Origin of the sequence: Pelorhabdus rhamnosifermentans, from assembly GCF_018835585.1 — a bacterium.
Lineage (GTDB): Bacteria > Bacillota > Negativicutes > UMGS1260 > UMGS1260 > Pelorhabdus > Pelorhabdus rhamnosifermentans.
In genome coordinates, this window is record NZ_JAHGVE010000024.1 from 24,706 (window position 1) to 37,803 (window position 13,098).

General features: G+C 36.2%; 12 protein-coding genes and 2 tRNA genes. 12 read left to right on the forward strand and 2 right to left on the reverse strand.

Translation table 11 applies throughout. The annotated features are described in order from the left end of the window. Positions 1-366: 366 nt before the first annotated feature. From dnaA to gyrB, 7 genes are all read left to right on the forward strand, one after another. Positions 367-1,791: a chromosomal replication initiator protein DnaA gene (dnaA, locus tag Ga0466249_RS20760; protein WP_215831458.1), complete on the forward strand. Its 1,425-nt coding sequence runs from the start codon at positions 367-369 to the stop codon at positions 1,789-1,791. 309 nt (positions 1,792-2,100) lie between these two features. Beyond that, positions 2,101-3,210, forward strand: coding sequence for a DNA polymerase III subunit beta (dnaN, locus tag Ga0466249_RS20765; RefSeq protein ID WP_215831407.1), 1,110 nt, complete (start codon positions 2,101-2,103; stop codon positions 3,208-3,210). Between the two features lie 15 nt (positions 3,211-3,225). Continuing rightward, the gene (locus tag Ga0466249_RS20770) at positions 3,226-3,453 is read left to right on the forward strand and encodes an RNA-binding S4 domain-containing protein (protein ID WP_215831408.1); all 228 of its coding nucleotides are present in this window, start codon (positions 3,226-3,228) and stop codon (positions 3,451-3,453) included. After that, entirely contained in the window at positions 3,443-4,549 is a 1,107-nt protein-coding gene (recF, locus tag Ga0466249_RS20775) for a DNA replication/repair protein RecF (protein WP_215831409.1), read from the forward strand. Before Ga0466249_RS20770 ends, recF begins: the two co-directional genes overlap by 11 nt. Before the next feature lie 20 nt (positions 4,550-4,569). Then, positions 4,570-5,421, forward strand: coding sequence for a DciA family protein (locus Ga0466249_RS20780; RefSeq protein WP_215831410.1), 852 nt, complete (start codon positions 4,570-4,572; stop codon positions 5,419-5,421). Continuing rightward, positions 5,399-5,668 (forward strand): extracellular matrix regulator RemB, encoded by a 270-nt coding sequence (gene remB / locus Ga0466249_RS20785; protein WP_215831411.1) that lies wholly within the window; start codon positions 5,399-5,401, stop codon positions 5,666-5,668. Before Ga0466249_RS20780 ends, remB begins: the two co-directional genes overlap by 23 nt. A gap of 21 nt (positions 5,669-5,689) precedes the next feature. Next, positions 5,690-7,681, forward strand: coding sequence for a DNA topoisomerase (ATP-hydrolyzing) subunit B (gyrB, locus tag Ga0466249_RS20790; RefSeq protein ID WP_215831412.1), 1,992 nt, complete (start codon positions 5,690-5,692; stop codon positions 7,679-7,681). Positions 7,682-7,741: 60 nt separating this feature from the next. Here gyrB and Ga0466249_RS20795 read toward each other — a convergent pair whose 3' ends face one another. Next, a complete protein-coding gene (locus Ga0466249_RS20795) occupies positions 7,742-9,001 on the reverse strand; it encodes a nickel-dependent lactate racemase family protein (protein ID WP_215831413.1) in 1,260 nt (419 codons plus the stop codon). 248 nt (positions 9,002-9,249) lie between these two features. Here Ga0466249_RS20795 and Ga0466249_RS20800 point away from each other — a divergent pair. The 4 genes from Ga0466249_RS20800 (at position 9,250) to Ga0466249_RS20815 (ending at position 11,610) form a co-directional block, all read left to right on the forward strand. Then, positions 9,250-9,324 (forward strand) — tRNA-Gln (locus Ga0466249_RS20800). Between the two features lie 8 nt (positions 9,325-9,332). Then, a tRNA-Lys gene (locus Ga0466249_RS20805) sits at positions 9,333-9,408 on the forward strand. Between the two features lie 180 nt (positions 9,409-9,588). Continuing rightward, on the forward strand, positions 9,589-10,830 hold the full coding sequence (locus Ga0466249_RS20810) for an LCP family protein (RefSeq protein ID WP_215831414.1): 1,242 nt from the start codon (positions 9,589-9,591) through the stop codon (positions 10,828-10,830). Positions 10,831-10,893: 63 nt separating this feature from the next. After that, positions 10,894-11,610, forward strand: a complete 717-nt coding sequence (locus Ga0466249_RS20815; RefSeq protein ID WP_215831415.1) for a L,D-transpeptidase family protein — start codon at positions 10,894-10,896, stop codon at positions 11,608-11,610. Between the two features lie 75 nt (positions 11,611-11,685). Here Ga0466249_RS20815 and Ga0466249_RS28100 read toward each other — a convergent pair whose 3' ends face one another. Beyond that, complete coding sequence (locus tag Ga0466249_RS28100; RefSeq protein WP_281422689.1) at positions 11,686-12,531, reverse strand: methyl-accepting chemotaxis protein; 846 nt, start codon at positions 12,529-12,531, stop codon at positions 11,686-11,688. Positions 12,532-12,748: 217 nt separating this feature from the next. On the opposite strand from Ga0466249_RS28100, the gene Ga0466249_RS20825 reads away from it, so the two are divergent. Next, positions 12,749-13,000 (forward strand): hypothetical protein, encoded by a 252-nt coding sequence (locus tag Ga0466249_RS20825; RefSeq protein ID WP_215831417.1) that lies wholly within the window; start codon positions 12,749-12,751, stop codon positions 12,998-13,000. Positions 13,001-13,098: the final 98 nt, after the last annotated feature.

Below are 13,098 nucleotides of genomic sequence, written 5' to 3' on the forward strand. Positions count from 1 at the left end.
CTGTCGATAAATACTAAATAAATGTTGATAACTCCTGCATATTTTGTTAATATGAGTATGAATAAAAGACCTAAACGAATTATTCTCCCGAGTTATTCAACAAAATACACAACTTATACACAATTATATACACTTATACACAGGTTTATCCACATTTACGGATAATTTTATAATCCTAGAAAATACAAGAGCGCGTGAAAAAAATTTTTCGCTGATGTATTTTTTTTTCGCCTTAAACCCCATTATTTAACATAAGTTATTCACACCTGTTGATAACACTGTGGATAACTTATGTTGCTCTATTATGGTTAGCTGTTATTTTGCAACAAAAGAAAGGATTGAAACAAATTGGACAACACTACACTTATGGCGGCTGTCTGGGAACAAGTACTCAGTATTATGAAAAAAGAAGTCATTAAGCCCATCTTTGACACATGGATAAAATCAACTATCCCTTTGTCGATGACAGAGACAACCTTTGAAATTGGCACACCAAAACAATTTATTAAAGACTGGTTAGAACGTCGTTACCGCCCTATGATTGAGCAAACTGTTCAATTTGTCACAAAAAAACCATTAGAGATCATTTTTACTAATCTTAATTTAGAAGATGAGGAAGAAGAAGTGGAAACAGAAGAAACTTCCGAAATCCCCGTTGAAACAACTTCAACTGCCGACAAAATCCAAGTCATTGAACATAACAACTCAAACAACATCATGACTCCTGTTGAAGAAAAGCCATCCAAAACGCCACAGGAAGATTCTGCATCTACACTCAATCCCAAATATGTATTTGAAACCTTTGTGATTGGAAATTCCAATCGTTTTGCTCATGCAGCTTCACTAGCTGTAGCTGAAGTACCAGCCAAGGTATATAATCCTTTTTTCATTTATGGCGGAGTTGGTCTTGGAAAAACTCATCTCATGCATGCTATTGGTCATCGCATATTAGAACATCATCCAGATAGTAAAGTTCTATATATTTCGAGTGAAAAATTTACAAACGAGCTCATTAATTCTATTCGCGATGGTAATCCCGACAGTTTTAGAAACAAATATCGCAATATCGATGTACTACTTGTTGATGATATCCAGTTTTTATCGAAAAAAGAACATACACAAGAAGAATTTTTCCACACATTTAATACGCTTCATGACGCAAATAAACAAATTATCATATCGAGTGATCGTGCCCCAAAAGAAATTCCCACCCTCGAAGACAGACTGAGATCCAGATTTGAATGGGGTCTTATTACAGATATTCAACCACCTGACCTTGAGACGAGGATTGCTATATTACGTAAAAAAGCGCTCCTCGAAAAACTCAATGTTCCCAATGACGTCATGGTTTACATAGCCAGTCGTATTGATAACAACATTCGTGAGCTTGAAGGTGCTTTAATCCGTGTCATGGCCTATGCTTCACTGACAAACAAGGCCATTAATCTTGATTTATGCGCAGAATCACTCAAAGATATTCTACCAAATGATCGTCCAAAACAAATTACGAATGAACTTATACAAGACGAAGTAGCGAATTTTTTTAAGATTAAATTAGACGACTTGTCCGCAAAAAAAAGAACGCGTAATATCACTTTTCCGCGACAAATTGCCATGTACCTGTGCCGAGAACTCACAGATACTTCACTACCACGTATTGGTGAAATATTTGGTGGTCGTGACCATACAACAGTTATTCATGCACATGACAAAATTAGTCGTGAACGTAATGAAGACTCAAAACTTAACACCACCATTTTAGAGCTAATTAAGCGTATCGAAAATAATTAAACACTTATCACCTGTTTTAGTGCATAACCTTGTTTGTAAGTCTGCACATATCCTGTCAATGAATTGTGTATAAGTTTTTTGATGAATTTTACTGTGGAAATGTGGATAAGCCCCCTGCTAGTTATCAACAAATTACACACATGAAATCCCTATATTCGACAGGGAAAAACAAGACTTACCAACATATTAACAGGCCCTACTACTATTATGACTATATATTTTATTATTATATGTACTTACTATTAATAATATACTCAACATTTTCTGTTTATAACTTATGCATAATCAATTTATCTGGAGGAAAAATAAATGAAATTAACATGTACAAGAGAACAACTAAATCACGCTGTTCAAACAGTTCAAAAAGCTATTGCAACTAAAACGCCTATGCAAATTCTCACAGGCATTTATTTATCAGCTAAAAACAATCAATTAGAATTACAGGCAACAGATTATGAAATAGGTATTACTTGTACAATTGAAGCAAATATTGAAGAAGAAGGAATCAGTGTTTTGTCAGGAAAGATGTTCCAAGAAATGGTACGCCATTTATCAGGTGACAACGTGCACATCGAATCCTCTACAGAAGATCGAACAGTAAAAATCACTTCAAATTTTGCTCAGTTTAATTTATTATGCTTACCTGCTGAAGAATTTCCTGTACTGAAACCATTAACACATGAAAATGTATTATCAATAAAAGACAATGTATTACGTGATATGATAAAAAAGACCATTTTTGCCTGTGCAATAGAAGATTCACGCCCGATCTTTACAGGTGCATTACTTGAAGCAAACAATCAAAATGTTACTATGGTTGCAACAAATACTCATCGCTTAGCACTCAAAAGAGATGCCATTGATAGTTTTGAAGGACTAATTAAAATGATCATCCCATCTAAAATTCTAAATGAACTTGCCCGGTTATTAACATCAGATATTCCATTTGACGTTAATATTTCTTGGCAAAAAAATCAGGTAGCTTTTTCATTTGATAATGTTTATATTGTTTCAAGGCTCATCGAAGGAACTTTCCCTGAATATCAAAAAGTTATCCCCAACGATTTTGTTACAATTGTCACCGTAAATTGTGATCAATTCTTAGATGCTGTTGAACGCGTATCTTTAATTGCTCGCGATGGCGATTATAATGTCATTAAATTTTCCTTTAAAGGAAACCAAATTACTATTCATTCAAATAATCCAGAACTTGGTAAGGCTTCTGAAACAATTGAAGCTGATATCAAAGGCAATGAATTGGATATTGCTTTTAATGCCAAATATGTGAGCGATATTTTGAAAAATGTTACAACTGATGAACTTACTTTTTCGTTAAATACTCCTCTTAGCCCGGCAGCGATTCAACCGCTTCATGATGATCAATATATTTATATCATTACACCTGTACGATCAAACTAAAAAGCAGGAGATTTTATGGAACTTATTGAAATAAATACAGAGTCTATTCAATTAGATCAATTTTTGAAATGGGCAGGTATCGTCGAAACAGGCGGTCAAGTAAAAAATTGGTTAGCTGATCAGATGATTACCTTAAATGGTCAGCTAGTAACGGAAAAACGCAAAAAATTAAAAGATAAAGATAAGATTACAATAAAAGGGCTCGGCTCTTATCAAGTGGTTGTTGTAAAAAATGCGAATTGATCAAGTTAAACTAAGGCATTATCGGAATTATGATGAATGCACCTTAGCCTTTCCAGACAATATCAATGTATTCATTGGTAAAAATGCACAAGGAAAAACAAATTTACTTGAAGCTCTTTATCTGGCGATATTAGGTAAATCTTATCGTTCTGCTCATGATGAAGAGCTCATTCAATTTGTCCAAGAGCAATGTATGGTGAGACTTGATATAAGCCTTTATGATGCACAACATGAAATAACCCTTCAGTTTCGAAGGGGCCAAAAAAAAGAAATTTCATTAGATCAAGATACTATAAGGCAAAATCAGCTAATAGGATTATTTCATGCTGTACTTTTTTCACCTGATGATCTCTATTTATTAAAAGGCGCACCAGCAGAACGGCGGCGTTTTTTAGATATTGAAATATCACAGATCAGTCCTGTTTATTATAAACAGCTATTACACTATAATCGCATTGTTTTACAGCGTAATACACTGCTGAAAAATATCAGGGAAAAAAAAGCATCGGAAAGCTTGCTAATTCCCTGGGATGAGAACTTGGCTGAAATTGGTTCTTATCTTGTGTACAAGCGTCTTTATACTATTCAAAAATTAGCTCTACTTGCTCGTGAGATGCATGAGCAATTAACTGGTTGTGCTGAAAAACTAGTTGTTACATATATTCAACACGGTCATGAGGATGCAATACTAAGCGATGATCGCGTGGTTATTGCTCAGTGGCTGAAAAACAAACTCATCGAATCACACGAAAAAGATATTTGGCGTGGTAGTACAAGTGTGGGCCCTCATCGTGATGACCTTGGTTTTACGATTAATTCTATTGATACGAAAACGTATGGTTCGCAAGGACAGCAACGGACAGCTATTTTGTCGCTTAAACTAGCTGAATTAGAATATATCAAAGTCGAAACAGGCGAATACCCTTTTTTGTTGCTTGATGATGTGATGAGTGAATTGGATATGAATCGACGAAGTTATTTGCTGGAGTTTATCAAAAATCGTATTCAAACATTTATTACGGCTACAGATGAAAGTGATTTTCCTAAAAATCATTTTGGAAAAGTTTATACTATTGAACAAGGTCGGGTAAAATAAGATAAAATTGGGTGATTGTCTTGGAAAAGATCGCCGTTGTTATTCCGAAAGCTTTTCAAAAATTAGGTCTTCATCATAAATTTCGTATGGAAATGATTTTTTATCGTTGGCATGAGATTGTTGGAGCAGAAATTGCTTGTCATACTCGCCCTATATCAATGAATCATGGACTACTTTTTGTGGCTGTAAATAGTTCTGTATGGTGTCATCACCTGATGATGATGAAAGAATCGCTCATAAAAAAGTTGAACCATTTTGCTCAAAGCAAAGTTGTTACAGATATTAAGTATCAAACTGGATCCATTCAACGACAAGAAAATTCTGATAAAGGAGAAATTGAGCTTTCACTTTCAGCGAAAATCCGTTCTATTTTGCTTACAAAAGAAGAAGTAGCGCAGATTCGTCAATTAACTGATTCCATTGAGACGCAAGAATTAAGGCAGCATGTATTTTCGCTACTTGTAAAAGATTGTAAATTAACCAAATATAAAAAGGATCAACATTATCATCCTTGTGCAAAATGTCGTACTCTTTGTCCTCCTCAGGATACGTATTGTACTGTTTGTTCCATTGAAGCTCGTCAGATGCGGATTGGAGAAATTTATAAAGTGCTCAAGGAAGCGCCTTGGCTTCAATATCGAGAATGTAAAAATTTTATTGAATGCTCAGCTTTTGAATTTCGCAAAGCACGACAGCAGCTTATTTTGCAGATGATCAGAGAAATGGAAAAAACAGTACCCCCGCCTCTTGTTGAATCTACATTAGTGATGCTACTCACATCGACGAAACCTGAATTTCTTAATAACGATTTAATTGAGAAAACCATGAGTAAAGTCAGGAGGAAAAAAAATGTTTTTGCATATCGGCAGTGACTATGTTATTCCTTTAAAAAATATTGTAACAATTACGGATATGACAGCTGTAAAATCCGGTATTAATCAAAAGTTTATTACAGCGAAACGCAATGAAAAAAAAGTAGAAGATATTTCTGATGGCAATGCAAAAAGCTTTATTGTTACAGATAATAAAGTTTATTTATCAGCTATTTCATCAATTACGTTGAAAAAGCGAGCTGGATATATTAAAGCAGAACCTCAGGAAGATAGGGAAGAAGAGTAAAAGATTTATTTGGAGGGAACTATGAGTACAAACGATACAGATATGATAAATGAAAAAAAATTAGAAGACACGCCAATTAACGGTCATTTGACAGAAAATGAAATTGAGGCCGTCACATCCACATCAGGCCATTATGGTGCTAAGCAAATTCAGGTTTTAGAAGGCTTGGAAGCTGTTCGTAAACGGCCTGGTATGTATATTGGCAGTACTTCGTCAAGGGGATTACATCATTTAGTATATGAAGTAGTTGATAATGCTATTGATGAATCATTAGCAGGCTATTGTGATACGGTACATGTATTTATTCATCCGGATAATAGCATTACTGTGACAGATAATGGCCGCGGTATTCCTGTTGATATGCATGCCATTGGACTACCTGCAGTAGAGGTAGTTATGACGGTTCTTCATGCCGGTGGTAAATTTGGTGGTGAGGGATATAAGGTATCAGGCGGTTTACATGGTGTTGGTGTTTCTGTTGTTAATGCTTTGAGTGAATGGCTGGAAGTGAAGGTGAAGCGCGGTGGTTTTGTCTATGATATGCGTTTTGAACGGGGGGCTACGGCTCGCAAGCTAAGAAAAATTGGTACAACAGATGAGACAGGAACAGAAGTTACATTTAAGCCGGATAGTGAAATATTTGAGGAATTAGAATATCATTTTGACATATTGAGACAGAGGCTTAGAGAACTGGCTTATCTTAATCGAGGCTTATCGATTGATATTATTGACGAAAGAACGGATGTAAGACAAAGTTATTGTTTTGAAGGTGGTATTGTTTCTTTTGTCGAGCATTTAAATCAGAATAAAGATGTTTTGCAGCCGCAGCCGATTTACCTCAATGGCAGTAAAGATAAAACGATTGTTGAAATTGCTCTACAATATAATGATAGTTATACGGAAAATTTATTTTCCTTTGTTAATAACATTCATACTCAGGAAGGCGGAACCCATTTAAGTGGATTTAAAATTGCCCTGACCCGTACGATTAATGATTATGCTCGTAAGCTTAATCAGTTGAAAGAAAATGATGAAAATTTAAGTGGTGATGATATTCGTGAGGGCTTGACAGGTGTCATTAGCTTAAAAGTCCAAGATCCGCAATTTGAAGGTCAAACAAAAACAAAATTAGGGAATAGTGAAGTTCGCGGTATTGTGGATTCCATTGTTAGTGAGGGCTTATCAGAGTTTTTTGAGGAAAATCCGGCGATTACGAAGAAAATCATTGAAAAAACGATTATGGCGTCTCGTGCACGTGAAGCAGCACGGAAAGCGCGTGAATTAACGCGTCGCAAAAGCGCATTGGAAATCAGTTCTTTACCAGGAAAATTAGCTGATTGTTCCATCAAAGATCCTATGCAAACAGAAATTTATCTTGTTGAGGGTGATTCTGCTGGTGGTAGCGCAAAACAAGGTCGTGATAGGAGATTTCAGGCAATTTTGCCATTGCGTGGTAAAATATTAAATGTAGAAAAAGCGCGATTGGATAAGATATTAAATAATGAAGAAATTCGCTCCATGATTACAGCTTTTGGTAATGGTATTGGTGAAGAATTTGATTTAGAAAAGAGTCGTTATGGAAAAATTATCATTATGACAGATGCCGATGTGGATGGAGCGCATATTCGAACATTACTCTTAACCTTCTTTTATCGCTATATGAAGCCGCTGCTCGAAAATGGACGAGTATATATTGCTCAGCCTCCTTTATATTTAATCAAAAAGGGTCGGGAAAGCTGGTATGTGTACAGTGATGATGAAATGGGTCGTTTACTGGGTAAAATCGGACGAGACAATATTAGTGTGCAACGCTACAAAGGTCTTGGCGAAATGAATCCCGAGCAATTATGGGATACGACGATGAATCCAGAAGGCCGCACGAATCTTCAAGTAACATTAGAAGACGGTATGATGGCTGATGAAATTTTTTCGATATTAATGGGAGATAAGGTAGAACCACGTCGGAAATTTATCGAAGATTATGCTCATACTGTAAAAAATCTTGATATTTAATTAAGAATAAACATAATAAAAACGCGGATCACTTTTCGGTGATACGCGTTTTTTGAATCATTACATATGGGGAACAGTGAAGCTTCCCATTGGCATGAGTGTAATGCTTGGATGAGAGCCTAATTTTTTAAACGCCAGTTGCAATGCTTCATTCATATCTTTGGCGGGTGTGAAAAGGAGTGTCTTAGCAAGCTGAGGATCTAGGGAAGAAACAAGGACGAATTCCGCCTTATTCATTAAACGTGTTACAGCATAGGCTTTATGTGCACCAATTTGAAAATCAGTTCGAATAGCTGTTTCTACTTCAGCGGGAGTTTTATATTTTTGCATGGTTTTTTCATATAATTCTGATCCTGTACCTTCGATACATTCACCTAAGAGGATAACCATGCCACCCGGCTTGACAGCGCACCACGCATTATCCATCGTCTTTTGTAACTGGTAGACGTTAATATCTTTTGGATAGCCGCCACAGGTAGCAATAACAAGGTCGGCTTCCTGCTTAATTCTTGCTCCATATACCTCATTGACAAACTCGCAGGCGACTTGATGGGCTTTTATATAATCACCAGCAAAAACTTTTAAAAATTTCTTTTTTTCATTAAGCACAACATTGAGGAGAAATGAGGGGCGGCACATTTCTGCTCCCTCGACCTGATCATGATAAATGGGATTACCTTCTAATTTACCAATCACTGCATTTGGGTCTAACATCATAGAATGATTTTTCCGAACTGTTTCATAATAAGCTACACCGGGAAGCATGGCTTTACGGCCACCGCCAAACCCAGAGAAAAAGTGATGAACAATATTGCCTGTGCAAATGATATGATCGACTTCAGTAACGAGTTTATTAAAATAGACAGGCGTTCCACGCGATGTAGTACCAAAAAATTGAAAGTCTTCTTTATTTCTACAGTTGCTGTTATACATTTTTACTCGTTTTGCAACAGCTGGACTAACTGCTTCAATCATTTCCTGCTCCGTCATTAGGCGATGCGTGCCTAGAGCAAAGACAATTCGCATATCTTCATCAGGTATGCCTACGGCATTTAGCTCATCTAATAGAATGGGCATAAAGACGTAGCTATTTGCGACACGAGTGGGGTCATTGACAATAAAAGCGACTGTTTGACCAGGTTTAACGATTTTGTTGAGTGGTTTAGAATCAATTGGATTGCGGATAGCTTCTCGAATTGCTGCAGCTGGGTCAGGCAATTCAGGAAATTTCTTAATGACTAATTCATCCACAATTAGAGAAGAATCAAGTGAAAAAGACAATTCATCTTTTCCATATTTCATTTTATATTCTTTATTCATGCTAAACACCTTCCTGAATAAATTTGAAATTTAGGATGATTTTCCTTTCTTTCTATAGTACTATACAAGGTTGTCTAAGTCTATAAAATATACCAAAGAGATACTTATTATGTATTCTTACGGGTCACTAGAAGGCTAAGTATCCAGTTAAATAATCATATCAATATATATAAATTATCGTTAAAATATTATAGAATATGATTGACATAACAGCTGTAAAGTAATATAATGTTCTAGTAAATCACTTTTGGGGCATCGCCAAGCGGTAAGGCACGGGACTCTGACTCCCGCATCCCTAGGTTCGAATCCTAGTGCCCCAGCCAATATATATGACTCACTAGCTCAACTGGCAGAGCAACTGACTCTTAATCAGTAGGTTCGGGGTTCGATTCCCCGGTGTGTCACCAAAAAAATCAAGGGTTCGCAGCAATGCGGCCCTTTTTATTTATTTTACGTGTTAAAATAAAATGACAAAATTTTAGTTAATTTGTAAAAACCTTGACCATTTTGTTGATATTCTGTTATTGTAGTATTAAATAATAGGTTTCTGAATTGGGGCTTTTATCAGAAAAAAGAGGGTGTATTTTTTGGCGGCGCAAATAGAAAATCCTATCGTTCCACAGAGAAAAAATAAGATAAAACGCATAGCTATTATCGTAGCTCTGTTAGTTACTTTTATAACTGTTATTGCAGGAGCATTTTTTTTAGGATTGCATAGTCAGGATAGTCCAATTGTGAGTCAAATCATAACGCATAAAAAAATTAATATTTTATTGTTAGGCATTAATAAAAGGAAAGATGACCCTGGGCGTTCTAACGTTACTTGTGTAGTTACTGTGGATACAGATACCAAAAATGTGTCTATGTTGTGGGTACCGCGCGATAGTCGGGTGAAAATTCCTGGTTATGAGCCGAATAAAATTGGTCATGCTTATGCTTATGGTGGGCCTAAACTTTCGGAGCAGACGGTCTCAGAGTTGTTAGGCATTCCTATTGATTATTATGTAGCTATTAATATGGATGGGTTTAAAAAAGTGATTGATGCCTTAGGTGGCGTGGATATCAATGTAGATAAAAGGATGTATTATTATGATCCTTATGATGAGGGCGAAGTCGATAATGATGGTCTTATTGATTTGCAGCCTGGTTTACAGCATATGGATGGCAATACAGCGTTGCAATATGTTCGGTTTCGTCATGATGAAATGGGAGATATTGGTCGAATTGAGCGCCAGCAAAAATTTGCTAAAGCTTTGCTAGACGATATTATGAGTCCGTCGATCATTACTAAATTACCTGGTGTGATTCAGGAAGCAAATTCTGTTTTTCAGACAGATATGCCAGTTAGTCAAATGCTGAGTTTAAGTAAAGTCATCACTGATGCTTATAAGCAAGGCATTCAAACCGATATGGTTTCTGGTCGACCTGTTTATATTGATGAGATTAGTTATTGGTTGCCTGATATTGTTGCAATGAGGAAGAAAATTGCTGAGATTCAAGGAATAACCATCAATGAGGATTATTTGGTATCAGCGCAAATGTTGGCTAATGAATATGAGGCGGCTTTGCCGAAAGATACAAAGGTAGCGGAAGCGTCGCATTCTTCTGCTAGCGATACAACGAGTATATCCACGACTGCTAAAACGTCAACGAATTCAACAATTCCAACAACGAGTAGTAAGTCCAAGTCAACTACGGCTAAGATGAATATTCAGAGTGATACTGCTTCTAACCGAGCTCCAAGTTCAAGTTCAGCTTCAATTCCAGCTTCAGCCGAAACTGCTAACGAAGTAGCCAGGAAAAGCGCAGCGAATACAGCAGCTAAATAATGAAACATGTTTTTTTGTTCCCTCACATATAATGTAGCGAGTTATTGTGCAGGGGGAACAGATGTGATCAAACTTTTTTCTGTAAAAATCAATTGGCGTAAAGCATATTTTGCGATTACGTCGCTTTTTCTTATTAGTATAATTTTAAGTATTGCAGGATTTGAATATTTAGATGAGCAAGAATTGATTTCTCTTTCTGATCAGTTCCTGTCAGCTCCAACTGGTAAAATATCGATTGTCATCAACATTTCTGATCGCGTTCTAAAATTGTACAATGATGGAAATCTGTATAAAAAGTATCGGATTGCAGTTGGTAAAAGTAGTACGCCAACGCCGATTGGTGACTGGATTGTTATTTGGAAGTCCTATCGATCAGGTGATATTTTTGGAACACGTTTTCTAGGGCTTGATGTGCCATGGGGAGGATATGGAATTCACGGTACGAATCGGCCATGGAGTATTGGACATTTTATTAGTCAAGGCTGTATTCGATTGTGTAATAAGGATATTGAAGAACTTTTTGAATGGGTACCTGTGGGCACATCGGTACGAATTGAAGGTGAAAGGTTTCGCAGTCCGCGTATACTTCAATATGAAGCGATTGGTGCAGATGTAGTCCAGCTCCAAGTAAGACTTAAAAAATTGGGTTATCTCGAAGGAAGAGCGGATGGTTTTTTTAATAAAGATACAGAAGAGGCTGTTAAGCGGTTCCAGCATGATAGGGGACTTAAAGTTAGCGGGGTAGCCGATCAGAAACTTTTAAATTTATTGGGCCTTTAATTAAATAAAAATCCAGCACATTTCCGCAGGGAAGTGTGCTGGATTTTTTTTTGCTACGCACTATGTTTTTGATGCTTATTTATAGCGTTCAACGTACTGGCTCAATTCTTTGGTATGAGCATTGATTTGTTCTAGTGTAGAAGATATTTCTTGAGTTGTTGCTGCTTGCTCTTCACTAATAGCACCAGTCGATTCGATGGATTTATTAATCTCTGAGATAGACTGAGCGACTTCTTGTAAAGTGAATTGAATTTTTTTTACGGCATCCTGCGATTGATCGGCTAATTTACGAACTTCTTCTGCAACTACTGCAAATCCCCTGCCATGTTCACCGGCACGGGCTGCTTCAATGGCTGCATTCAGTCCTAATAAATTGGTTTGAGCGGCGATATTTTTAATGAATTCAAGAATTTGTGTTGTATCGTTATTTTTTTTGACTAACTCTTGTACCCGTTTAATGGCCTCTTGACCGGCAGCAGCGAGATCACTTGCACTTTTTGCTACTTGTCCAACACTTTCAGAAGCTTGAGTTGTTGAAGAAGAGAGATCTTCGATATTTTTGATGAGGTTCATACTATGCTCTAAATCAAGACCTGAACTTAAAGTTCCGATAATTTCATTATTTATTCCGTAAATGGGAGTAAATATGGTTTTAATTGTTCTTCCATAGACATCAGGGGGGATCTCGGCATGTGTTGATTTGCCGGTTCGAATACAATCTTCAATTGTTTCGATGCTTGCAATCGGTTTACCTTTAGGTAAATCAAGTTCAAATTGTTCGGCGTGGTGGTAACCTAAATATTCTTTTAAGTCAGTTAATCCCACAGCCATATCATCACGAACGATTTTATTCATGTAGGGAAGGACTGTTTCAAAGGCAGCTAAAATAGCCTCGTTTGTTTCTGGCTTATTAGTTGACATAGTCATTTTTCCTCCTAATAGTTCAATTTTAATTATACTAATGAACATTATATTCTTTTTTCGCTATTTTTCTATAAAATCCTTTTGTTTCATTTATTAGTTTACAGAATATCTTTAAAGGTAAAAATTAACTAAATATTAAATATTATATTAAAAGGTTGAATTAATTTAATATTCGGTATATACTAGAAGTAGATAACAGAGGGAGAGGATAGGAATGAGAAGCAATTTTGCTTTAGTCATGGGAAATCTCTTCGGTTTGTTGTTTGAATTTATTGTTTTAAGTTGCATAGGGGCTATTCCTGCTTTTGTTGTTCTGGTAATATTTGAAAAAGATTTACTTCAATTAATGGGCGGAACTTGTCAGACAGTATTTTTGACCATTGATTGTATCATTGCTTTTATTCTATTCTTTATGTTTATGAGAAGAGAAGGACATTGTTTTCGCCAGTTATCGCATCATGTATAAGGATAGGGCTGTCCAAAAGTACCTTTAAAGAGCTCTTAAGAGGGCTCTTTTTTTGCAATAGAAATTTCTTTTTTTTATTGAATATGGTATACTGTGTT

Excerpts from the sequence above, each read along its gene's own strand:
- dnaA (WP_215831458.1), top strand. The coding sequence starts at position 367 with ATGGCGGCTGTCTGGGAACAAGTACTCAGTATTATGAAAAAAGAAGTC.
- dnaN (WP_215831407.1), top strand. The coding sequence starts at position 2,101 with ATGAAATTAACATGTACAAGAGAACAACTAAATCACGCTGTTCAAACA.
- Ga0466249_RS20770 (WP_215831408.1), top strand. The coding sequence starts at position 3,226 with ATGGAACTTATTGAAATAAATACAGAGTCTATTCAATTAGATCAATTT.
- recF (WP_215831409.1), top strand. The coding sequence starts at position 3,443 with ATGCGAATTGATCAAGTTAAACTAAGGCATTATCGGAATTATGATGAA.
- remB (WP_215831411.1), top strand. The coding sequence starts at position 5,399 with ATGTTTTTGCATATCGGCAGTGACTATGTTATTCCTTTAAAAAATATT.
- gyrB (WP_215831412.1), top strand. The coding sequence starts at position 5,690 with ATGAGTACAAACGATACAGATATGATAAATGAAAAAAAATTAGAAGAC.
- Ga0466249_RS20795 (WP_215831413.1), bottom strand. The coding sequence starts at position 9,001 with ATGAATAAAGAATATAAAATGAAATATGGAAAAGATGAATTGTCTTTT.
- Ga0466249_RS28100 (WP_281422689.1), bottom strand. The coding sequence starts at position 12,531 with ATGTCAACTAATAAGCCAGAAACAAACGAGGCTATTTTAGCTGCCTTT.
- Ga0466249_RS20825 (WP_215831417.1), top strand. The coding sequence starts at position 12,749 with ATGAGAAGCAATTTTGCTTTAGTCATGGGAAATCTCTTCGGTTTGTTG.